We start from the raw sequence: 23114 nt of genomic DNA, 5'->3' as shown, positions 1-23114 counted from the left end.
CGCCGCCCCATTGGCGCCCCACCCCTCCCCCACTATAGTGCCAACCCTCACACGGACGAGGCGGCACACATGCCCTATATCGGAATCGGGCTCCACGTACTGGCAGCCATCTACTTCGCGGTGCACGCCATCCGCTCGGGCCAGAGCCTCTACTGGCTCATCCTGCTCTTCTCCTTCCCACTGCTCGGCAGCATCGTCTACTTCCTGGCGATCTACTTCCCGGAAGTCCGCCATTCGCGTGGCGCCCGCCAGGTTGTCCGCTCGGCCAAGCAGCTGATGGACCCGGGCCAGGACCTGCGCAACGCGCGCGCCGAACTGGCGCGCACGCCCACCGTGCAGAACCGGCTTCGCCTGGGCATGGCGTTGCTGGAGGCCGGCCAGGCCGAGGAGGCCAGAACCCTGCTTGAGCAGGCGGCCAGTTCTCCGCTGGGTGACGACCCCTACATCCTGAACGGCCTGGCGCGCGCTCGGCTTGAATCCGGGGATGCCGCGCTGGCGGCGGAGACGCTGGACGGCCTGTTCGCCCGCCATCCGGATGTGCGCCGCAAGCCGGAACAGACCCTGCTGTACGCGCAGGCACTGGCAGCCACCCGGTCGCCCGGCACCCGCGCCGCGTTCGAGCGTGCCGTGGACTGCGGAAACGATGCGGCCGCTCGCTGCCTGTACGCCGAATGGCTGATGGCACAGCCGCAGCCCGCTGACCGTGAGAAGGCCCGCAGCCTGTTCGCCAGCATCATCGACGATGCCCGGCACTGGTCGCGCCACGCGCGCAGCCACAATGCCGCCTGGCTGGAGCGGAGCAAGGCCGCGATGAAGGGCAACTGACGCCTGGCAGCGTTTGCCAATCATGTCGCATCCGCCTCACCCATAGCCCGGCCGGGCGGATGCCGACAGTCCGCGGCCCTGCACCAACGACATGGCCGATAGCTTTGCAGCGCAAGGCTCCAGCCTCATTGCGCCGCATGCAACGATTCTGAAAATGTTGAAAGTGGTGTCGGCATCAGCATTACTGCATTGGCATCGCGTACAGCCAGGCGTATTCCTTTGCGTGCCACCGGAAACCGGTGGCCGGGATTCGAAACCCCGGTAGTTCGCTGAAGTAAACGCTTGCCAGCCGGCATCACCCCGTGTGGTGCCGGCTGGCAATCCGTCGGCCGGCTATGGCGGGCGGTGCGTGGAGGCCTTGTGCCTGCCGGTTTAGCGAACACCGGGTTTCGAACCTCGCACCGTCCGCCACCTTTATCGGTGGCGGCTTCTGCATGCACGCAGGGAGCCCAGCCATGACCCAGCCCTCCGCCCCTTCCCCGCACTCGATCCACGACGCGCCCGCGAACGGATCCGTGCTGGATCCAAACACGCTCATTGCCCTGCTGCACAGCATCGGCGCCGGGGCCGCCTCCGATGGCCAGCCCTGGCCAGAGCGCCATCAGCTGCCGGGCCGACGCATCGCCCTGGCAGATACCGACTGCGCGCTGGCCGGCCTGCGCGTGGTGCTGGAGATCCTGCTGGCCGCGCAGCGTGCCCGCGAGAACGGCGAACTGGAGCAGTACGTCGGCCCGCGGGTGATGGAGGGATTGATCATGGCAGGCGTGGGACTCACCGCGCACGCCAGCATACGGCTGCAGCCAGACGGCTGAGTGGCGCGGTACTACCGGGGCGGCGTGTGCGCCGCCAGGCGATGCAGCTGGTAGAGGCCCGACCACGGCGGGACGTCCAGTTCCTGATGTGCTGGAGAGCGATAGCCGAGCATGGCTCGGCTCTACAGCGGTGCGGGCTGCGACGGCTCGGGCTCCCGGGTGGAGGCCTCCAGCAGAGCGACGTAGGTATCCAGCCGGGTGCGCTGGCCAATCAACATCCAGCCTGCCAGGTACAGCAGTACCAACATGTAGATCAGGAACGCGCCCACCACTCCGACGTCGAAGGCGCCGGCCCAGTCGCCCCATTTCCATCCGCGGAACTGCAGGTAGAGCGCGATCAGCAATGGGAAGGCCCCAAGGTGCTGCAGCCCGCCGTACATCAAACCCATGCGCTCGATCATAGTGGTGCGCAGGTGGCTGGCATACTTGAGGCGGCGCTCGCGCTCGATCCTGGGGAAGTTGCGCAGCTCGGTGACCACTGCATGCCAGCGGGAAAACTCGAAATCCATTTCCTTCGCATGCGACAACCGCGGCTGCGTGAACTGACGGATTCCCCGTCCGGCCGCAAGGAAGCCGCCCACCACGAAGCCACCCACCTCCACCGCCAGGCAAAGCCGCACCACCAGCAGCGCGACGCTCAGCGGCAGCCACCGCTCTGGAAGCTGGCTGCAGAGGATGCCGATGCCGGCAGCAACCCAGCCGGCACGAAACGACCACGTTTCCACCCTGCCCGCCTTCGGGTAGATGCTGTGCTCAGCCAGGGCCTGCACCCGCTGGTAAATCCAGTGAAAGGTGAGTTCCTGTGGATGGGTCTGTCCTGGCGAATCAGGTCCGCCCCCGGTCTGCATGTCCATTGCGCCCCCGCCCCGCCGGCATGGCTGCCGGGTTGCCACATCCTAGCCGAGGTGCCGCGCCGATGCCCATGGGTTGATCGGGAGCGCAATGCATATCGGCAAGCTCGCCTTGGGCAATCCATAGCCTTGATGCCCAAGGGGCAGACGGACGCATCCATGGCGTTTCAGGTCACGCGGCAGATGCCGGCCGCCTTCTCCTCATGCAGCGCCTGCAGCACGGCATACCTATGCACCCGCTCGCCAGCAACCCGCAGCCTGTTAGCGGCGCGTCACGGCTGCCCCCGCTTCCCTCTTCATCGTCGTGACCCCGGCGTCTCGCCCGCATCGCCGGGCCTGCGCGACGCTGGCAGCTCTCCCATGGAGGCACCGTCATGCGCTTTGCCCCTGCATTCCCGCTTGCCGCCGCACTCGGCGCCGCGCTGGCGCTGCCCGCCCTGGCTGGCGCCCAATCACAGCCAACCCCCTCGACGTCCGCCACCGAGCAGCCCCAGCAACTGCGGCAATCCCAGGGCGCGGACAGCGCCCAGGCATCGGCGCTGGGCGTGCTTTCTGCCATCAATACCGGCGAGATCAACGCCGGGCGCCTGGCAGTCGCCCAGGCCAGCGATGCGCGCACTCAACGCTATGCGCAGCACATGATCGACGAGCACACCGACAACAACCTGAAACTGGCCAGATGGGAGGCAGACGTCATGGCTCCGCCGGCCAAGGCCAAGGCAGCGGAGGCGACCAGGACACTGGCCATGCTGCGACAGGCCAAGGGAGCCGCATTCGACGGTGCCTACCTGAAGACCATGGTGCGTGATCACCAGGCAGCGCTGCGGGCACTGGACAGTTCGCTGATACCGGCCGCGCATGACGCTGCGGTCAGCGATTTCCTGAAGACCACCCGCACCCATGTGGCCGATCACCTGCAGCAGGCCCAGCAACTGCTGGAACAGATGACGGGCAAGGCCGCGGAAGCACAGCGTTGACCAAACACATCGGGAACGTCATCAGCAGCAGAGGCAGCAGGCTGTAGTCCGCCTTGCAGCAGAGCATTCCGCTACTTCCCTTCGACGGGGGCGGGTGCCTGTGACTCCGGCGTCGTCGGTTCGGCCGCGCTACCCTGCAGCGTATCCTGGGCGGGGCGGACCACGGGCTCCTGGCCCTCGAGCACCCGTTGCATGGCCTCAAGCGCCTGGCGGTTGGCCTGCTCGCGGTATTGCCGCTCCACCCGACCCATCTCGGCCACCGCCAGGACGATGCCGATGATCACCACCACGGCAATGATGCTCTTCCACGGGAACCCGTCCTTGCGTTGAACCCTGTTGTTTCGTTTCGGCATGTCATCCATGGCTGGTCCGTCTTCCCTGTTTGAAGTGTCTGGAGGATGGTATCGCGAGGGGGCTGCGCGTCGCTGCCGGCCGCGATGGAGTGCGGCGGATCACGTCCGGATCGCCAAGGCTATCGCCTGGGCAATGGCTCGGCGGATGCCGCGTCGGTGCAGAAAATGCCATGCATCGCGGCCAGCAGCGCCGCGACGCGCGGGTCGGCCATGCGATAGAAAATCGAGCGCGATTCGCGCCGGGTGGCCACCAGCTGCCGTTGGCGCAATTCGGCCAGTTGCTGGGAGAGCGCCGGCTGGCGGATGCCGGTGGCCTCTTCCAGGCCGCCCACGGTCATTTCCCCTTGGGCGAGCTGGCACAGCAGCAGCAGGCGCGAGGGTGTGGCCATGAAGCGCAGCAGCTCGGCTACTTCGGGCACGCGCTCCTTCATGGCGGCAAGGTCGGCCGGGGTGAATGCGGGACGGGTGACGGGTGCGGACATCATGGGCGCTGTGGTTGTGCCAGGAAAACGCCCCAGCGGCGCCGCTGCACTCTATCATGATCTCTATAGTTTCATAATTTACGCAACTATGTACCCTATAACCAGTCCACCCGCCGGAGAGCTCCGTGAACCCATCCGTAGCCGCAGATGACTCACTGCAAGGGGCTGCCCGCATCGTCGGCGACGCCCGCGCCGGGCGCGCGCCGTTGCCACAGGTGCAGACATTCTTCGATCCGGCCACCTTCACGGCCAGCCATGTCGTGCGCGATCCCTCTTCACCTGCATGCGCCATCATCGACAGCGTCCTTGACTTCGACATGGCTGCTGGCCGCACCTCGACCGAGTCGGCTTCGGCCTTGCTGCACCACGTGCGCAAGGAAGGCCTGCAGGTGCAGTGGCTGCTGGAAACCCACGCGCACGCCGACCATCTCTCGGCGGCGCCCTGGCTGCAGGAACAAGTGGGCGGTGCACTGGCCATCGGCGAGCACATCACTGCCGTGCAGGAGACCTTCGGCAAGATCTTCAATGCAGGCACCGGGTTCAAGCGCGATGGCCGCCAGTTCGATCGCCTTTTCGCTGATGGCGACACCTTCAGCATCGGCAATCTGCAGGCGATGGCGCTGCACGTGCCCGGCCATACGCCTGCATGCCTGGCCTATGTGATCGGAGACGCCGTGTTTCCCGGAGACACGCTCTTCATGCCCGACTACGGCACCGCCCGCTGCGATTTCCCCGGGGGTTCGGCGCGCCAGCTGTACCGCTCGATCCAGCGGCTGCTGGCGTTGCCGGACGAGGCCCGTGTTTTCCTCTGCCACGATTACACGGCCGCCGGCCGCGACCAGTTCGCATGGGAAACCACCATCGGCGCCGAAAGGACGGCCAACGTGCACGTGCACGAGGGCGTCACCGAAGCCCAGTTCGTGGAGATGCGGGAAGCGCGGGATGCGACGCTCCCGATGCCACGCCTGCTCCTGCCTTCCGTGCAGGTCAACATGCGCGCCGGTCACCTGCCCGACCCCGAGGATAACGGCGTGCGCTATCTCAAGCTGCCGGTGGACCTGCTATGACGCCCTCCCCTTTGCCATGGTACTGGCCGCTCCTCGGTGGCCTGATGATCGGTGCGTCCGCCGGGGCCTATCTCGTGCTGGCCGGACGCATCGCTGGGATCTCCGGCCTGCTTGCCAGGACGCTGGGCCTGCCCGGCGACGGTGGACGCGGGCTCGCAGCCCTGTTCCTGGCTGGGCTGGCCACGGCGTCAGGCCTGGCGTTGGCGGTCAAGCCCATTCCACTGCCCGCGCTCTCCGCAGACGGGACGATGGTGCTGGTGCTGGCCGGGCTGCTGGTCGGCTACGGCACCCGCCTCGGTGCCGGCTGTACCAGCGGGCATGGCGTCTGTGGCCTCGGCAGGGCCTCGCCTCGGTCCGTGGTGGCCACCGTCGTGTTCATGCTGATGGGCATGGCCACCGCCACCCTGGTGCGGACGGTTGCCGGAGGCGGGCCATGATCCGCCTGGCGGCGTTCCTCTGCGGTGCGCTGTTCGGGCTCGGGCTGCTCGTTTCCGATATGGCCAACCCGGCGCGCGTGCTTGCCTTCCTTGACGTTGCCGGGGCCTGGGACCCGTCCCTGGCGCTGGTGATGGCGGGCGCCCTGATCCCGTCCGCTGCGGCTTACCGATGGATGCGCGTTCGCGGGCGGCCCGTGCTTGCTGCATCGCTGCATGTGCCCCGCAATCGCACGATCGACCGGAACCTGGTTGCCGGCGCAGCCGTGTTCGGCGTGGGCTGGGGGCTGGCGGGGGTATGCCCCGGCCCGGCGATCGCGCTGCTGGGTACCGGCCAGCCTTTCGCGCTGGTCTTCGCCACCGCCATGGTCGCCGGCGTGCTGCTGCATGGATTCCTGCATCGTCCCGGGGGCGCCGCTGGCGCGGGGCACCGCGGTCCCGCTCAGTGACGCAGTGCCTGAGGGTGCGGCCTGCGACTGGAAGCCGCCGGCATTGCCGCACACGTGGGCAATTCAATGGCATCCTTCACCCAACCGCCCTCCCTTCCCTGCACCGCCGGTCAGCATATGGCCAGTCCTGAACCCCGCTGGTGTCGGCATAGACGGTTCGCCCTGCGCTGCCTGGCGGTTTTCGCCGGCGTCTGGTTGATTGCGGCCATACACCCGAAGTATCCGCGCGACTGGTTTCTGGAGAATCTGTTGACGGCGGTGAGCGTGCCCTTCCTGGTATGGGTGCAGCGCAAGCGGCCCTTCAGCCCCCCTGTCAATCTGGCCCTGCTGGCCTTCCTGTCACTGCACAGCCTGGGGGCGCATTACACCTATGCCGAGGTGCCTTACGAGGCCTGGACCCGCGCCATCACCGGCCATTCGCTGGGCGACCTGATGGGCTGGGACCGGAACCACTTCGATCGGCTGGTGCATTTTCTCTATGGCGTGCTGGTGCTGCCTGCAGTGAGGGAGCTGATGGCACGCCGGGTCCAGGCCGGCCCGATGATGATGGACTTCATCTGTTTCCTGTTCATCACAGCAACGTCGACGCTCTACGAACTGCTGGAATGGGCCGCGGTCATGGTTGTCGACCAGGACCTGGGCATGGCCTATCTCGGCATCCAGGGCGATGTCTGGGACGCACACAAGGACATGGCCCTCGCCAGCCTGGGTGCAGTGATCAGCGTGGCCGTTTCGATGGTGGCACGGCGCTGGCGTACACGACACAGCGCTGGGCCGGCCCCGGAACCACGCCTCGCCCAGGGCCGTTCGCAGCGGTCCGGACCGGAATCCTGATCCAGATCAACCCGCGCACCCGTGCAGGGCGCAGCCTTGCAGGCAAAGACCGGCACTGCGCCGGCCGTGTGGAGCGTGGCCATGCGCTCAGGTGCAGCATCGCCGTGATGCTCGCCGCCTTTGGCGGCAGCCTAGTGCTGCAGGGGGCACCCGGGTAGCCCCGGGCGCGTGCGCTCGGTGATGCTCCGCTCAGCCCCGCTCGATGCCCGCCTGCTCCGGCGCCTGCTGGCCAGGCCGCTGCGCGTCCGCCGAACGGGCTGCGGCGTGTTCTGCCCCCCGCTGCGCGAAGGCCAACCCATCCGCCGAGCGCGTCAGCCCTTCCATCGCCCGGCGCTCCCCCACGTCGTCACCGGCCCGCGCAGCGTCCACCATGGCGTTCAGATGCGGATTGCCGAATGCCGCTGTTCCGGTGACGGCGCGGTGGTCATCGCTCGCCAGCCGATGCGGGGTTGCGCCCTCGGTGGACGCATCCGCGCGCAGTGCGGGCGTTCGTGGATCCACCCGCAGCAGCACCGATCGCTGCCCATGCTCGTTGATGCTGAGCGTGGTGCTGCCATCACTGTTGCGCACCCGGGTAAGGTCGTCGGCATGGATGCTGCGCCACTGCCCACCAATGAAGGCCTGCCCCTGTCCGCTGCGCCCCCAGTGCACGAAGTCATTGCCTGAGACGTGGAAACCGGCCTGGCGGCTGCCGTCCGCCTGCCGCGCAGGATTGCCTTCGGCGAGTGCGCCGCCGTGGTCGAGCGCGGTAATGAAACGCCGCGACTGCTCCGGCGTCAGGAACATGGACCGCACCAGATCGTACTCATGGCCCAGGTTGGGATGTGCGGCGTTGGGCTGGTGCGCGGCGACCGGTCCCATCAAGGGATCCTCCACGACATGGGCCCAGGCGCTGGCGAGTGGATTCTGCGCATCCGCACCGCGCAGCGCGTTGAGCACACTGATTCCGCGAAGCGTGTTGTCTGCGCCACTCTGGAGGTAGTCCGGATCACCGTTGCGCAGATTCGGCAGCAGCTCATCGATCGCGGTTTTCACCTCTGCGGGCGATGCCAGGCTGCCGGCCTCCACGCGATCCAGCAGGCCGGGCCAGCGCCCTTGCCCCGCCTGGTTCTGCAGCTTCATGAACATGCCGGCCAGCTTGGCCTGGTCGTCGCCGGTGGCGTTGCGGTACAGGTCGGTGCGCTGCAGCCGCTCCAGCGCGGAGTCGCGATTGCCAACGACCGAGTCCGTCGCGGTCACCCCATTGACGTGCTCGGTATCCAGGCGATGGACGAAGGTGCGCCCCTCATCCGAGGCCAGGAAACGGTTGATCGGCGCGCGATCGATGTCGACCGCATTGGCCGCGCGCATTTCACGACCGGTGCGCTGCAGTGACGTGAGGGTCGCTTCATACTGGCGCGGGCCCAGCGCGAGCCCGGCGTGACCAGGCTGGTTGGCAGCCCACGCCTGGTAGCCATCCAGCAGGTCGCGTGCCACTTCAGGATGCTGTCCCACATCGATCTGCAACGTGCCGAACGAGTAGCCACTGTTCGCCACGGGCTCCATGCGCCCGTTGGCGGCGACATTGCCGGCGAAACTGAGCCGGTAGGCCACGTCGCGACCGCCGATGCTGCCTTCGGACGTAACACCGACGGCAAAGTACGCCGCCGCGCGCAGCTCATTCCCGGTAAGCGGGTTCCGGTTGGTCATGCTCCACCTCCTTGTCGGTCGTTACGGGTCCGCGGCGAGGCAGGCCTGCAGCCACGGCTGGGTTTCCAGCGCCGTGCGCTCGGCCTCTGCTGCGGGCACCGATTCGTAATCCGCGAAACAGGCGCCATCGGCGCCGGCCATGTCACTGAGCTTGCCATCACAGAGTTGCAGTGGCTTGTCGATCGCCTGCCAGCCATCCGCGCACTCGGTATCGGTCTCGGAGCCTGGCCGGCCACAGATCTGCGTGCGCCGTGCAAGAGTCCGTGTGCTTGCGCGGGCAATCACCCGGCCTTCATAGATCTGCCCGGAGGCCACATAGGACCAGGTCCCGCAGATGCGTTCGCCGCGTTGCACCAGCAGGTAGCGGCTGCATTCTTCAGGCGATGCCGCACCCTCGCAGGACGCCCACGCGCCTGCGAACGCTCCGCCCATTGATCCGGGCAGAACGGATGCGGGGGATTCGTCCTGTGGGGCCGACGGCCGGCTCCCCTCGCGCACGGCAGCCGCCGTCGCTGCGGCATTCCCGTCCTGCCCGGCGCTCGGCCCGGCGCACGCGGCGAGCGCCAAGACTGCTGCCAATCCCATGGTCCGCATCCGCAACCTCCTTCTGCTGGCGATCAGACCCTACACTTCCCATCCTCTGCCCGCAACGTGCGAACCGGCACCTGCCCGTGCCGTCGCGCTCCCATCGCCCGCTACGGAGACGACCGGCAAACCGCCCATTCCGCATGACCCGACCCGCCGCCACCTGTGTGCTGCACTGCTCGCCGCAGGCACCGGGCTGATCGTGCCCGGTGCGGACCGTCATCGTGCTCATCAACCGCGCCGGCGACATCAGTCCGCAGGCCATTGCCGGGCGGCTGGACCGTGACACCCGGCAATGCAGCAGCCCAGCGGCGCAATGACCGGGCGAAGGTACCGCCGGTTCGGCTCGGCGCTGGGTGACGATCCCTGCATCCTGGCCAGGCTGGCCCGTATGCCGGCCGGCTGGCGCGCACCCAGCCCGCGATGGGCGCCAACGGCATGGACCGGAGCGGTCTGCGTGGCGCAGCCGCGCGATGGGGTGCGCGGCAAATGCCTGGGCAGGCTCAGGCGTCGTCCGCTTCCCACGCCAGCCTGAAGGAGAGGTCCAGCCGCTGGCCCGGCTCCAGGCGACGGGGCGCCAGGGTGAAGGCATCGGGCGGGCCGCTCTGCGGTTCAACACAGGTCGCATGCGCGGCGCCGTCGTAGACCACCCAATGGTCGGTATCCGAGCGCAGCCGCAGGCGTTGCCCGGCGCGTACCAGCACCAGGTCACCGCCTGCGATGAAGCAGTCATCCCACGGACCGGGGGCGGGTGGCACCCGTGGCAGGGTGGCAATGCCCTCCCCGTCCCGTGGATACATCGCGTCAGGGTGGAACAGCAACCGGTCCGGCTTGCGGAACCAGGGGTGCCAGCCCAGCGCCGCAGGCATGGCCCGTGCGCCAGCCTGGACCGAGAGCAGCAGGTGCAGGCTGTGTGCCTGCAGGTGTATCGCCTGCGTCGCCACGCCGCCGAAGGGCCAGTAGCCGTCGCTTGGAAGATCGAGAGAAAGCGTGGCGCGCTCCGCGTCGAGCCGGTCGATGTGCCACGGCCGCGAGAAACCCACGCCATGGATCGCGTGGGCGCCGAAGTTCGACGGCAGCACGAACGGCCTGCCGTCGAAGCTGAAGCGTCCCTGGCGGATGCGCCCGGCCCAGGGGACCATCGGGTAGCAGCCCCAGGCAATCGCTGCCGGACCACCCTCGTCCTCGCCGACAAGCCAGTCCACGCCTTCGTAGCGGATCTGTGCGATGCGCCCGCCGGCGGCGGGCGCAATCGTGACCTGCAGCGGGCCCGACCCCAACACATGCAGTGTTCCGGCGGGCATCGGCGCCCGCGCATCGTCCACCGGCCGCAGGTGCTCAGGCGCCATAGGGATGCACGGTACGGATGCTGCCGTCGGCCTCCATGTGCAGCGGCGTGCACTTCACCGAGCGCAGATGGGTGATGCCGCCGGACATCAGCGCATCGTGGTAGAACAGGTACCACTGGCCATCGAACATGCAGATGGAGTGGTGCGTGGTCCAGCCCACCACCGGGGTGAGGATCACGCCGGCATAGGTGAACGGTCCATAGGGGCTGTCGCCTACCGCATAGCACAGCAGGTGCGTGTTGCCGGTGGAATAGGACAGGTAGTACCGCCCCTGGTATTTGTGCAACCAGGGCCCCTCGAAGAAGCGGCGCGCATGATCGTCGGCGCGCAGGGGGTGCCCGTGCTCGTCCAGGATGCGTACCTCGCGCGTGGGCTCGGCGAGCCGGGTCATGCACGGGTCCAGGCGGCCCACGCGCGGGCCGAGCGCCGGTGCGTCGCCCGCAGGCTCCGGGTGCGCCGCGTCGTAGCGGTTGTCGCGGTATTTCTGCAGCTGCCCTCCCCAGATGCCGCCGAAGTACAGGTAATGGCTGCCGTCGTCGTCTTCGAACACCGCCGGGTCGATCGAATAGGTCCCGTCCATTGGTTCGGGTTCGGGACTGAACGGCCCTTCCGGGCGCGTCCCCACGGCAACGCCGATACGGAACAGGCCGTCGGCATCCTTGGCCGGGAAATAGAGGTAATAGCGGCCCTCGCGGCAGGCGGCGTCCGGTGCCCACATCTGCTGGTGGGCCCACGGAACGTCGCGGAGATGCAGCACCTCGCCGCAATCGGTGGCCACGCCTCCCGGCGTGTCCATGCGCAGCACATGGTAGTCCTGCATTCCGAAGTGCCCGCCCTCGTCATCGAACGGCTGGCCGGCGTCGATGTCGTGCGACGGATAGATGTACAGGCGCCCCTCGAACACGTGCGCGGAGGGATCGGCGGTGTAGATGTGGGTCACCAGGGGCTGGGAAATGGCACGTTCCGCGAGTTGCGCAAGCGTGGCTTCGTCGGCCCGGCGGCCTTCGCCGGGAAGGGGGTCGATCATGGTCATCGTCCTGGGGGTTACATGGAGGCGTTGGCAACACGGCGGCGCAGCTGGAGATCCTGCTCGATGCGGGTTTCCGTACGCTTGTCGATCTCGTAGAAGAACAACAGCGCGACCGCGACCAGGAACGGGATGGAGCAGTAGATGCTCACCGTCAGGCGGATGCCTTCGACCACCACCGCAGGCTGCTGCGCCACGCCGGCCTGGTAGCCGTAGCGCGCAAGGATGGCGGCAACCAGCGCGCCGCCGACACTGAGGCCGATCTTCAGGCCGCACAGCATCGCCGAGAAGATGATCGCCGTGGCGCGACGGTGGTTCTTCCACTCGGAGTAATCGGCCACGTCGGCGATCATGGCCCACAGCAGCGGGATGGTGATGCCGTAACAGAAGCCGTGCAGCATGAACGCGCCGAACACTACCCCGACCGCCGTCGGCGGGAACAGGTAGAAGGCGAGCAGGAACAGGGTCGAGACAAACAGTGCGCCACCAAATACGTCGCGCTTCCCGAAGCGGTCGGCCAGCCGGCGCGATACGCCGATGCCCAGGATCATGCAGATGATTCCACAGGCGTTGAACAGGCTGAATGCAGAGGTCGCCGCATCCTCCGGCCAGGTGAATCCAGAGAGCCCGGCACTGCCCAGCGCCAGGTTCAGCGCCCTGACCAGTCCATTGAAGCCCGACGCCTCGAGGAAGCGGGCCAACGAGGCTTCACTCATGTAGTACTGGAAATAGTAGATGTAGGTGCCCCCTTTCAACGCCAGGTTGATGAACACCAGCACCGTGAGTGCCAGCATCACCTGCCAGGGCCGGTTGCGCAGCAGATCCGAAAGGTCCTGCAGGACACCGCCGGTCTGCTCGCGGGTGGGCACGATGCGTTCGCGCGTGGTGAAGAACGTGATCAGGAAGAACGCCGTCCCGGCAATGGCGAACACGGTCATCACCTGTTCGAAGCCACGCACCCGGTCGCCATCGCCGAGGATCAGCACCAGCGGCATCAGCAGCACCTGGATGATGAACTGGGCGATCATCACCGCCACGAAACGGTAGGCCGACAGGCTGTTGCGCTGGGCCATGCTGCCGGTCAGCACGCCACTGAGCGCAGAGTACGGAAGGTTGTTCGCTGCATACACCGCCATCAGCAGGCCGTAAGTGGCGGCGGCGTAGATGACCTTGCCGCGCGCCCCCAGGTCTGGCGTGCTGAACGCCAGCAGCGACAGGACACCGAACGGAACCGCAGTCCACAGGATCCACGGCCGGAACCTGCCCCACCGCGTCGCGGTGCGATCGGCCGCAATGCCGATCAAGGGCGTGAACACGAAGGCGCCGAGCAGGCCGATCACGAAGATGAGGGTCGCCGCCGTTCCCGCAGGCAGGCGGTAGACATCGGTGTAGAAGAACGCCAGGTAGGTGATCAGCGTCTGGAAGATCAGGTTTGCTGCGAGATCGCCCAGGCTGTAGCCGAGCTTTTCGCGGACCGTGAGAGCATTTTCAGTGCGTGCCATGCAGCGAAGGTCCTGCGGGGAGGGCTGGACGGAAGAAGGTAGAGGAGCGGTACCTGGATCAGTCACGCCTGCCCTCCACCGTGAACGGGGCACGCACGCGGGCGTCGGCACTGGAACCCCCGATCCGGATCTCGTAGCGTCCGGGTGGCACTCGGTAACGGCCCTGCGCCTCGTCGTAATGCCGCAGGGCCTGCTTGGCGTCCAGCTCGAAGGACACCGTACGCCGCTCGCCAGCGGCGAGGTGGATGCGCTGGAAGCCGCGCAGTTCCTGGTTGGCCTCCGCACTGCCGCCCTGCGCGCGTCGTACGTAGAGCTGCACGACTTCGTCGCCGCTGCGTGGGCCGGAATTGGTCACCTCGACCTGCACGTCGAGGCGTCCATCCGGGGTGATCGTGGCCGCGCCGAGGCGGAGGTTCCGGTAGTCGAACCGGGTGTAGGACAGTCCGTGACCGAACGGAAACAGCGGGGTGCCGCGGAAGTAGCGGTAGGTACGGCCTTCCATGCGGTAGTCGTCGAATGCAGGCAGCGCCTGGTCGGCCTTGTAGAACGTGACCGGCAGCCGGCCCGCAGGATTGATGTCGCCAAACAGTGCCTGGCCCACCGCCGTGCCGCCGCGCTGCCCCGGGTACCAGCTCATCAGGATGGCCGGCAGGTTCGCCTGGGCCCAATCCACCGCCAGCGCCGATCCACCGGTGAGCACCATCACCACGGGCTTGCCGGTGCCGTGCAGCGCCTCCAGCAGGGCACGCTGCGGCGCCGGCAGGCGAAGATCGGTGCGATCGCCCCCGGCGAAACCGGGATAGTTGACGGTCATTTCCTCGCCTTCGACATCGCCGGTCAGGCCACCGACGAAGACCACGACGTCGGCGTCGCGGGCGGCATCGAGCGCCTCTTCGAACGGGGGCTTGGCGCCGGGCATGCGCCAGCCCAGCCGCACGCCCGCGTCGCGCTGGTCGTCGTAGTACTCCAGGGTCAGGTCGTAGGCGCGTCCGGCCTGCAGGTCCAGCTCGACGCCGTCGGCATGCATTCCATCGCGGTTCTGCCAATGATCCAGCACGCGCTTGCCGTCCACGACCAGCCGGAAGCCGTCGTCGGCGGCCACCTCGATACGGTAGCGGCCCGACACCGGCGGCAGCAGCTGGCCACGCCAGCGGATGCTGAAACGGTCGGCGGGAATGCCCTGCCCCGGTGCCGCTTCGCCGCGCGCAAGCAGGTTGTCGGTCGGCGAACCCCGATCCCAGCGGAAACCGATCTGTGCGTCGGTGCGGACCAGTGCGGGGCTTCCGGACAGGTCGGCCGTGCGGAAGTACTCGCCGCGCAGCCCGCGTTCCGGTGAATCGGGCGCGGGCCGCAGGAACGCCGCCTCGATCAGTGGCGTCGCATCGGGATCGTCGCGTCCTTCCACCAGGTCCACGCCGCGCGCATAACGCACCTCGATGCCCTTTGCTGCATCCCGTATGCCCTGCAGTATCGTGACCGGCGCCGCCGGCGTGCCGAAGTAGTTGCCGAGCAGCGCCATGGTGTCGTCGGCCGTCGGGCCTACCACGGCAATGCGCTTGAGATCGCGCGACAGTGGCAGCACGCCATCGTTCTTCAGCAGTACCAGAGAGGACTGTGCGGCCTTCAGGGCCAGCGCGTCGTGCGCCGGGGCCTGGTTGACCGACGCTGGAATGCGCGCCCAGCGCACGCGCTCCGGTGGATCGAACATGCCCAGGCGCATCCGTGCGGTGAACAGGCGTGTCACTGCGTCGTCGATCTCCGCTTCGGTGATCAGGCCCTGGCGCACCGCCGCGGGCAGCGTAGCGTATTCCTGGCCGCACTCGAGCTCGGTACCGTTCCTGACGGCCAGCGCGGCAGCCGCTTCACGGCTGGCGACGATCCGGTGGTGTTTCCATATGTCGACGATCGCCCAGCAGTCCGAAACCACGTATCCCTTGAAGCCCCAGTCGCGTCGCAGCACATCGCGCAGCAGGAACCGGCTGGCGCTGGCGGATTCGCCGTAGACGCGGTTGTAGGCGCCCATGACGGCATCCACATCGCCCTCCTTCACCAGCGCCTCGAATGCCGGCAGGTAGGTGTCATACAGGTCGCGCCTGCTCGGGCGTGCGTCGAAGTGGTGACGGTCCGCCTCCGGGCCGCTGTGCACCGCCAGGTGCTTGGCCGTCGCGTCAAGCTTGCGGTACACCGGATCGTCGCCCTGCAGGCCACGCACGAACGCAACGCCCATGCGCGCGGTGAGGAACGGATCCTCGCCATAGGTTTCCTGGCCCCGGCCCCAGCGCGGGTCACGGAAGATGTTGACGTTGGGCGACCAGAACGTCAGGCCCTGGTAACGGCCATGCGCGCCGTCGCGCACGAACTGGTGATGCTTGGCACGCGCTTCGTCGCTGATGGTCGTGGCGACCTCGCCCATCAGTGGCACATCGAAGGTCGCCGCCAGCCCGATGGCCTGCGGAAACACGGTGGCCTGCCCTGCCCGCGCCACGCCATGCAGGCCTTCATTCCACCAGTCGTATGCCGGTACTCCGAGGCGCTCGATGGCCGGCGCAGCGTTCTGCATCTGCGCGGCCTTCTCCTCCAGGGTCATCTGTGCGACCAGCGCCGCGGCGCGCTGCTCGAAGGTGGCGGTGCCGTCCAGCCAGCCCTTGGGCGTGCCCGCCGACACGCCGCCGGCCAGCAGGAGCAACGCGCACACGGACAGCGCGCAACGTGCCGGGCCGCGCTGCGCGGTGGTAACGGAGAACGTCGATGCCATCATTTGCTCCTCCCGGCGCGCTCGTCGCGCGCGAATGGTCCCAGCAGGGCGCCCACGAAGCCGCCTGCACGATCCGTACTGAGAACGGTGCCGTCCACGTTGCGTGCCAGTGCCTGCCACCCACGGCCGTCGCCGCTGTCGAACGAGAACGCATAGCTGCCTTCGTCGGCGGCGATCTTCAGGCGCAGCTCCGGCAGCGAGTCCACTTCCTGCACCGCCAGCGTGCGCGTGATGCCCCCTCCATCGCGCGCTTCGAGGAAGACGGCCACGCGGTCCCCGCCCAGGCTGCGGACGCCGAGGAAGTACCAGTACGCTTCGCTCTGGAAGGCCGCCAGTCCAGCCGCGACGCCTGCGCCAGGGCGGGTCATCCCGGTACTGGCCTCGAAGCGCAGGTGTTGCTGTCGGCGGCCCAGGAAGGCGGGATTGCGCAGCGTATCCAGGTCCTCTGCCAACGGATGGATGGCCAGCAGGCCGGGCCGCGAGGCCAGGTCTGCCCACGTCTGCCGGGGCACGCGCACGCGCAGCCAGCCTGGAGCGAGCGTTGGGCCGTCAAAGGTGTCGCGCTCGGTGAAGTTGCCGGTCGACGGTGCCTGCGAGGCCTCGCCCTGCATCCAGCCAGGCGCCTTGGCGATGTAGGGAATGGGCTGGTCGGCAGGCAGGATCTGCGGCCAGCCGTCGCGCCACTGCACCGGCAGCAGATAGGTTTCCCGGCCGGTGTTGTAGTGGCGCTTCTGGTAATTGCGGCTCGCCAGGAATACGGCCCACCACGAGCCATCCGGGCCTTCGATCAGGTCGGCATGCCCGGCGTTGGTGATCGGCAGCGGCCGGTCATCAGGCAGCTCGCGCTGGGTCAGGATCGGATTTCCGGCATACGGAATGTAGGGCCCCCAGACATCGCGGCTGCGCAGCACCACCTGGGAATGCTGCGGCCCGGTGCCGCCTTCGGCGTCGGACAGGTAGTACCAGCCATCACGCCTGTAGATGTGCGGCCCTTCGATCCAGATCGGGTTCTTCGACGGTTCCACGCCGCCGTCGATCAGTACCCGGCGCGGCCCCACCGGCTTGAACGCGGCCAGATCGATCTGCTGCATCCAGATCGCACGATGGCCGTCGTAGCGCGCTGGGCCGGGCGGCGCGTCATTGTTGACCAGGTAGACCTTGCCGTCGTCGTCGAAGAACAGCGACGGATCGATGCCGTCGATGCCCGGCAACCAGTGCGGATCGGACCATGGGCCCGCCGGGTCACGCGCAGTGGCGATGAAGTTGCCGCCACTGTCGGTCGCCGTAGTGACCACATAGAACGTGCCGGCATGGTATTCGATGGTGGGTGCGAAGATGCCGCGTGACACACTGAGGCCATCGAAGTCCAGCTGCGTCGGGCGATCGATCACGTTCCCGATCTGCTTCCAGTGCACCAGGTCGGCGCTCTCGAAGACCGGAATACCCGGGAAGTAGGTGAAGCTGGAATTGACCAGATAGAACTTGCCGTTCGCACGCACGATGCTCGGGTCCGCGTGGAATCCGGCCAGAATCGGGTTGCGGTAGTGGCCGGCCGGCAGCGGAGCTTCGAAGGCGGCATCGTGACCGCTGTATTCGAACCAGTCGAAGTACACCGGCGGCGCGGCGCCGGTCGCCTGCGCCTGCGTGGCTGCTGCCAGCAGCAGGAGCATTGGCGCCAGCCGCCGGCACACCACGGGCAGCAACCCGGTCCAGCGTGCAGCGGGCGGAGACTGCAGAGGAAGCAGGATCATCATCGGGCCTCGGCATCGGAAACGGGAAGTTCGAACGGGCCCGCCGGCGCGCCGCTGCTGTCGCGCAGCGTGCACACCGGACCATCGGCCCAGCAGTAGCGGACGCGTGCCGCAGGTCCCGCCGGGGGACTGCGCAGCACGACGCGCGTCTCGTCCAGAACGGCGTCGGCATAGTCGCAGTGGCGGGCATCGGCGTCGCAGAGTTCGAAACCCACGGGACGCGTCGCACCGATCGCCGCCAGGCTGCCGCTGACGTCCGCAAAGCTGATTGCCACGCCGTCGTGCGCGCGCCATGCGCTTACCGCCCTCGGCCCGGAAGGCGCCACCGCCGGTTCGCCGTATACGAGGTGGCGCACCACACGGGCCAGGCGGCGTCCCAGCTCCTGCTTGTTCGGCGGATGGATGTCGTAGGCGTCACCAATATCAATGGCTACGGCAAGGCCGCTGTGCGGGTCTTCCGCTGCTACGCGCCGCTGCGCCTCGCGTACCTGCGCCCAGCCACTGTCCGCCGGGGCCAGCGGCGGTTGGCCATAGCCGGCCAGCTGGACCACCAGCAGCGGCAACCGCACGCCGAACTGGCGCCGCCAGTCGTCGCGCAGCGCCCGCAGCCGTTCCGCGTAAGCGGCTCCGTCGGCTGTATTCGATTCCCCCTGGTACCACAGCATGCCGCGCAGGCCGAGGCTGCCGAGCGGCGCAATCATGCCGTTGTACAGCGTCGAAAGCCCGGTAGCCGCGTGCCAGGGCGCGAACGGCGGCGCCTGCCCGCCCGGGGCCACCCGGTACTGCCACGCCGGATCCAGGGCCACGCGGCGGCCGTCGTCGAAGTGCAGCGCGTGTGCATTCGGGGGGCCCGCCAGCCCACCCTCGCCGTAAGTGTCCAGCACATTCACCACGACCGAGTTGGACCCGGCTCTCAACAGGCCTTCCGGCAACCGATAGCGCCTTTCGCCAGCACCGTACTGGCTGCCCACCGCCACCCCGTTCACCCAGGTCATGTCCATCTCGTCGGCGGCCCCAAGCGCAAGCGTCGCGCCCTGCGCTGCCTGTGCGTCGGTCAGCGTGACCTGCGTGCGGTACCAGACCATGCCGTTGTAGTCGGCGAGCTCCGGCACGCCCCACCGCTCCCATGCGCCCAGCCTCGCCGGGGCAGCGTGCCACCCGCTATCGCCGTCACGGGGAAGCCACGGCGCATCGCCCGGTACCGCCCCACTGCGCGTGGTCCACCAGTGCTGCCAGTAGCGGCCCCAACGGGCGCGAGCCGCCGCAGGGTCGGTGGCGTACTGCGCAAGTACGGCCAACGGCTCGGCCATGCCCGCCTGCGTGCGCAGCGCTGCGGCACTGGTCCACGCCTCGATCCGCGAGCCGCCCCACGCAGCCTGCACCAGCCCCATCGGCACGGCCACCGTGCGCTGCAACTCGCGCGCAAAGTAGAAACAGGCGGCGGAGAAGCCACGCACGGTGTCGGGCGACGCCGGCGTCCAGGTGACGTCGCTCTGGAATACCGGCTGCGCCGTAACGTTCGCCGCCTGCGGCACGTTGAACAAGCGGATCTGCGGCAGCGTGGCCGACGCGATCTCGCTGCTGGCGTTGAGCGTGCGCCATACAGGCAGTTCCATGTTCGACTGCCCCGAGCACAGCCACACGTCCCCCACCAGGACATCACGCACGACCTGGCGGGCGTTGCCGGCCCGGACGTCCAGCGTATACGGCCCGCCTGCCGCGGTGGGTGGCAGCGATGCCCGCCAGTTGCCTTCGGCATCCACGCGCACGGTGGTTGCCTGCGACGCAAAGGCCACCGCTACGATCTCTCCCGGCGTTCCCCGGCCCCAGAGCAGCAGCGGCTGATCACGCTGCAGGACCGCGTGATCCTGGAACAGCGGATGCAGCAACCGCACCGGAGCCTGCGCGGCTGCGGGCGTGCCGAAGCACGCCAGGGCGGCCAGCAGTCCCGCGCCACCCAGCCATCTGATCCTGCTCATCGCCCATCTCCCGGTGCCGAAGGAAACTGCAGCGCCTGGTAATACGAAAGCGGGTGCGGCGGCGGTGCCTCTCCGGCCGGCAACGGCCGCCCGCTCACCGACTGGAAATACGCCACGCTGGCATCGCGCCACCACTGCGCCTCGCGTTGCTGGATGCGCAGGAACGACGCAACGTGCTGATGGCGTTGCCGGTCGATCCTGCCCTGCAGATGGGCCCAGGTCGCCTGCATGGACTGCACCTGGCGCACGCCCCGCGAGTAGCGGCTCACCAGTTCATCCCACAGGGGGCGCCCGGAGCGCATGCGGTACTCCCACGGCACGTGGTGGAACCACAACAACAGCGACTCCGGAACCTGCGCCAGCGCCCCATAGCGCTGCGCGACCGCCGGCGCATACTGGGACACCGCGTTGCTGCCGCCTGCGGTGCGATCGAAACCCACGCCATCGCGGCCCGCGCGATGGTAGTAGACGGATGTCCAGTCCGCACGCGGCCCGCCGTCCACCCAGGGCCCGGGACCATAGTGATGGCCGCGTGCCATGAGGTGATGCAGGCCCAGCGGGGTCATGTAATCCACTGCGGCCTCGCGCGAGGCCATCATCATCTCCACGATCGGGCCTGCCACGCCGGGATCGGGCGAGAACGTCATCGCTGCCCACTCTGCGGCGACGTCGCGGGCGGAAAGCTGCGGGTTCCAGGCCAGGCGCCCGAAGGCGTACCAGTTCGCCTGGTCGAAGTGGGAGCCGCTCCAGGTGCGATCATTCCCGACGTTGGCGACACCGGCCATGCCGGTCAGCGCGTGCCCTTCCAGGGAGCCGTCAACCACCCGGGCCACGGTGGAGCCTTCACCCCGTGCGTGCGTGTCCGCCTGCAGCACCTCTTCATAGAGCGGCCCGAGGTACACCAGGTGCGTCGCGAAACCCAGGTACTCCTTGGTGATCTGGAACTCCATCATCAAGGGCGTGCGCGGCATGGCGCCAAACAGCGGATGGAACGGTTCGCGGGGCTGGAAGTCGATCGGCCCGTTCTTCACCTGCACGATCACGTTCGGGCGGAACGCGCCGTCCAGTCCGGCAAACTCGGTGTAGGCCTGCGTGGCACGGTCTTCCGGCACCGCGTGCGAATAGACGAAGGCACGCCACATCACCACCCCACCGTACGGCGCCAGCGCGTCGGCCAGCACGTTGGCACCGTCGGCATGCGAACGGCCATAGTCCTGCGGGCCTGGTTGTCCTTCCGAATTCGCCTTGACCAGGAAGCCACCGAAATCCGGAATGAGTGCGTGGATTTCCTCGGCCTTGCCGCGCCACCAGCGCTGCACTTGCGGATCCAGCGGATCAGCCGTCGCCAGGCCGCCCAGCTCGATGGGAGCGCTGAAGCGCGCGCTCAGGTACACGCGTATGCCGTAGGGACGGAACATATCCGCCAACACGGCTGCCTTGGCGAGGTAGGCGGGCGCAAGGCTCAGCGCACTGGCGTTGACGTTGTTCAGTACGGTGCCGTTGATGCCCACCGAGGCATTGGCGCGCGCGTAGTCGGTGTAGCGTGGGTCACGCCATTCCGGCAACGTCTGCCAGTCCCACAGGGAGCGTCCGGCATATCCGCGCTCCACATGGCCGTCCAGGTCGTCCCAGTGGTTGAGCACCCGCAACGCGACCCGTGGCGACTCGCGCACGTCCAGGCCGTGCAGCGATGCCCCCTGCTGTAGCAGCCGCAGCAGATGGAACACCCCGTAGAGGGTCCCGATGTCCCGGGGTGCGGCTACCAGCAGCAGCTCACGTCCTCCACTGCGGACATGCTTCAGCAGGTAACCGTCGTCGCCCAGCGAATCGATCTCCTGCCGGTAGGCGGCAACCAGCGGCGAGGAGTGCGGCGTGCCCAGCACCACCGCGTGGCCGCCGGTAACGGTTCGGCGCGGTGGTGGCGTCGCGCCGAGCAGGCCGGCAAGGCCCCGTGCCAGTTCATCGCGGGCAGCACGTTGGGTAGGTGTCCGGTCCGGGGCGACAATGCCGCCCAGCTGCGTGCGATAGCTGCCTGCGAGCGTTGGCGCGGCCGGCACGTAGCGCATCCACAGTGCATAACCGTCTTCCGCCCGCACGCCGCCCACGCACGCCAGTAGTGCGAGGAGCGTTGCCAGCCGCGTGCCGACAGCGCGGCGCAACGGCGTTAACATTCGCCCGGGTAGACTGTCAGCGGCGCCAGGCTGCTCCATTCCCCGCTTCCCGCCCCTGCACAGCAGCGCCACCAAGAACAAAGGGATCGTGTATTGGACAAGCCGAAGAAATCGGTTCGCCGCAAGACTGCGGGCGTGACGATCGCCGAGGTAGCGACCCTTGCCGGCGTTTCGCCGATGACCGTGTCGCGGGTGATCAACCAGGGCAACGTCCGCGACGCCACCCGCGAGCGCGTGATGCGGGCCGTGCGCGAGCTGGGCTACACGCCCAACCTGGCCGCCAGTTCCCTGGCCGCCGCGCAGCACACGCGCATCGCCTTGATCTATACCAATCCCAGTGGTGCCTACCTGCGCGAGCTGCTGGTGGGGTTGTTGCGGGTCGCCTCCAGCTCCGCGCTCCAGCTGGTCATCGATTACTGGGACAACCTGGACGCCGAAACCGAGCGCATTGCCGCGCGGGCCCTGGCCGGCCGCGTCGACGGAGTGATCCTGCCCCCTCCCCTGTGCGAATCGCAGGCCGCCGTGAGCGAACTGGTCAAGGCCGGCGTCCCCGTTGTCGCCATCGCGTCCGGGCGTTTGAGCGATGCCATTTCCTGCGTCCGCATCGATGACTTCAGTGCCGGCAAGGAAATGACCGAGCACCTCATCCAGCAAGGGCACAGCCGCATCGGCTTCATCCGTGGACGCAGGGATCTCAGCGCAAGCGCACGCCGTTACGACGGCTTCGTTACCGCCCTGCGCGAAGCCGGGCTGGCGGTGGAACCCAGCCTGGTCCAGCAGGGCGACTACACGTACCGCTCCGGGCTTGCCGCCGCCGAGAAGCTGCTGTCCCATCGGCGCCCACCGACGGCCATCTTCGCCAGCAACGACGACATGGCCGCCGCCGCAATCTCCGTAGCCCACCGCCGCGGCCTGGACGTTCCCCGCGACCTGTCGGTGGTGGGCTTCGACGACAGTTCGGCCGCGACCACGGTCTGGCCGGAACTCACCACGATCCACCAACCGATCGCGTCCATGGCGAACGCGGCCGTCGACATCCTGCTGCGCAACATCCGCCGTACCGCCGAGAGCACGCCCGTGCTGCGCGACCATGTCGTGCCGCACCGCCTGGTCATGCGCGACTCGGTGGCGACGCCCCCCCAGCGGCGATAGCGTGCGACGCAGGCTCATGCCCGGGCCTGCCCGCGGGGCGCGGAACCTGTTGCGGCGTGGCGCGCAACGG

20 protein-coding genes are annotated in these 23114 nt (G+C 68.0%); 8 read left to right on the top strand and 12 right to left on the bottom strand.

Going from position 1 to position 23114, the window contains the following annotated elements; all coding sequences use genetic code 11:
- The first annotated feature begins 69 nt into the window (after positions 1-69).
- Entirely contained in the window at positions 70-825 is a 756-nt protein-coding gene (locus A9K58_RS06405; RefSeq protein ID WP_065198565.1) for a tetratricopeptide repeat protein, read from the top strand.
- Between the two features lie 455 nt (positions 826-1280).
- On the top strand, positions 1281-1637 hold the full coding sequence (locus A9K58_RS06400; RefSeq protein ID WP_065198564.1) for a hypothetical protein: 357 nt from the start codon (positions 1281-1283) through the stop codon (positions 1635-1637).
- A gap of 122 nt (positions 1638-1759) precedes the next feature.
- Here A9K58_RS06400 and A9K58_RS06395 read toward each other — a convergent pair whose 3' ends face one another.
- Positions 1760-2491 (bottom strand): hypothetical protein, encoded by a 732-nt coding sequence (locus tag A9K58_RS06395; RefSeq protein WP_065198563.1) that lies wholly within the window; start codon positions 2489-2491, stop codon positions 1760-1762.
- Between the two features lie 371 nt (positions 2492-2862).
- Between A9K58_RS06395 and A9K58_RS06390 the strand changes: the two genes are divergently transcribed.
- Complete coding sequence (locus A9K58_RS06390) at positions 2863-3465, top strand: DUF4142 domain-containing protein (RefSeq protein ID WP_081283991.1); 603 nt, start codon at positions 2863-2865, stop codon at positions 3463-3465.
- Between the two features lie 71 nt (positions 3466-3536).
- On the opposite strand, the gene A9K58_RS06385 is transcribed toward A9K58_RS06390, so the two are convergent.
- Positions 3537-3827 carry a hypothetical protein gene (locus tag A9K58_RS06385; protein ID WP_065198562.1) on the bottom strand — a complete coding sequence of 97 codons (291 nt, stop codon included), beginning with the start codon at positions 3825-3827 and terminating at the stop codon, positions 3537-3539.
- 110 nt (positions 3828-3937) lie between these two features.
- A complete protein-coding gene (locus tag A9K58_RS06380; RefSeq protein ID WP_065198740.1) occupies positions 3938-4249 on the bottom strand; it encodes an ArsR/SmtB family transcription factor in 312 nt (103 codons plus the stop codon).
- Between the two features lie 257 nt (positions 4250-4506).
- Between A9K58_RS06380 and A9K58_RS06375 the strand changes: the two genes are divergently transcribed.
- From A9K58_RS06375 to A9K58_RS06360, 4 genes are all read left to right on the top strand, one after another.
- On the top strand, positions 4507-5367 hold the full coding sequence (locus A9K58_RS06375) for an MBL fold metallo-hydrolase (protein WP_331250475.1): 861 nt from the start codon (positions 4507-4509) through the stop codon (positions 5365-5367).
- Positions 5364-5804 (top strand): YeeE/YedE family protein, encoded by a 441-nt coding sequence (locus tag A9K58_RS06370; RefSeq protein WP_065198561.1) that lies wholly within the window; start codon positions 5364-5366, stop codon positions 5802-5804. Before A9K58_RS06375 ends, A9K58_RS06370 begins: the two co-directional genes overlap by 4 nt.
- The gene (locus A9K58_RS06365; RefSeq protein ID WP_065198560.1) at positions 5801-6250 is read left to right on the top strand and encodes a DUF6691 family protein; all 450 of its coding nucleotides are present in this window, start codon (positions 5801-5803) and stop codon (positions 6248-6250) included. The genes A9K58_RS06370 and A9K58_RS06365 overlap by 4 nt, the downstream gene beginning before the upstream one ends.
- Before the next feature lie 66 nt (positions 6251-6316).
- Positions 6317-7084 (top strand): DUF2238 domain-containing protein, encoded by a 768-nt coding sequence (locus A9K58_RS06360; RefSeq protein ID WP_081283990.1) that lies wholly within the window; start codon positions 6317-6319, stop codon positions 7082-7084.
- Positions 7085-7273: 189 nt separating this feature from the next.
- Here A9K58_RS06360 and A9K58_RS06355 read toward each other — a convergent pair whose 3' ends face one another.
- The 9 genes from A9K58_RS06355 to A9K58_RS06315 all read right to left on the bottom strand — a co-directional run bounded on the left by A9K58_RS06355 (position 7274) and on the right by A9K58_RS06315 (position 21892).
- Complete coding sequence (locus A9K58_RS06355) at positions 7274-8773, bottom strand: hypothetical protein (RefSeq protein ID WP_065198558.1); 1500 nt, start codon at positions 8771-8773, stop codon at positions 7274-7276.
- Between the two features lie 21 nt (positions 8774-8794).
- Positions 8795-9358: a hypothetical protein gene (locus A9K58_RS06350; protein ID WP_155760444.1), complete on the bottom strand. Its 564-nt coding sequence runs from the start codon at positions 9356-9358 to the stop codon at positions 8795-8797.
- Positions 9359-9861: 503 nt separating this feature from the next.
- On the bottom strand, positions 9862-10707 hold the full coding sequence (locus tag A9K58_RS06345) for an aldose epimerase family protein (RefSeq protein ID WP_065198556.1): 846 nt from the start codon (positions 10705-10707) through the stop codon (positions 9862-9864).
- Positions 10697-11734, bottom strand: coding sequence for a glycoside hydrolase family 43 protein (locus tag A9K58_RS06340; protein ID WP_065198555.1), 1038 nt, complete (start codon positions 11732-11734; stop codon positions 10697-10699). The genes A9K58_RS06345 and A9K58_RS06340 overlap by 11 nt, the downstream gene beginning before the upstream one ends.
- Before the next feature lie 17 nt (positions 11735-11751).
- Positions 11752-13236: an MFS transporter gene (locus A9K58_RS06335; RefSeq protein WP_065198554.1), complete on the bottom strand. Its 1485-nt coding sequence runs from the start codon at positions 13234-13236 to the stop codon at positions 11752-11754.
- A gap of 58 nt (positions 13237-13294) precedes the next feature.
- Positions 13295-15991 (bottom strand): glycoside hydrolase family 3 protein, encoded by a 2697-nt coding sequence (locus tag A9K58_RS06330; RefSeq protein ID WP_081283989.1) that lies wholly within the window; start codon positions 15989-15991, stop codon positions 13295-13297.
- Positions 15991-17661: a glycoside hydrolase family 43 protein gene (locus tag A9K58_RS06325; protein WP_065198553.1), complete on the bottom strand. Its 1671-nt coding sequence runs from the start codon at positions 17659-17661 to the stop codon at positions 15991-15993. The genes A9K58_RS06330 and A9K58_RS06325 overlap by 1 nt, the downstream gene beginning before the upstream one ends.
- 80 nt (positions 17662-17741) lie before the next feature.
- Entirely contained in the window at positions 17742-19721 is a 1980-nt protein-coding gene (locus A9K58_RS06320) for a sialate O-acetylesterase (protein ID WP_065198552.1), read from the bottom strand.
- Positions 19718-21892 (bottom strand): alpha-glucuronidase family glycosyl hydrolase, encoded by a 2175-nt coding sequence (locus tag A9K58_RS06315; protein WP_065198551.1) that lies wholly within the window; start codon positions 21890-21892, stop codon positions 19718-19720. Before A9K58_RS06315 ends, A9K58_RS06320 begins: the two co-directional genes overlap by 4 nt.
- 93 nt (positions 21893-21985) lie before the next feature.
- On the opposite strand from A9K58_RS06315, the gene A9K58_RS06310 reads away from it, so the two are divergent.
- A complete protein-coding gene (locus A9K58_RS06310; protein WP_065198550.1) occupies positions 21986-23044 on the top strand; it encodes a LacI family DNA-binding transcriptional regulator in 1059 nt (352 codons plus the stop codon).
- Positions 23045-23114 lie beyond the last annotated feature (70 nt).

Origin of the sequence: Stenotrophomonas maltophilia (assembly GCF_001676385.1) — a bacterium.
GTDB lineage: Bacteria > Pseudomonadota > Gammaproteobacteria > Xanthomonadales > Xanthomonadaceae > Stenotrophomonas > Stenotrophomonas maltophilia_J.
The sequence above is the reverse complement of the archived record's forward strand: the minus strand, read 5'-3'. Positions and strand labels throughout refer to the sequence as shown.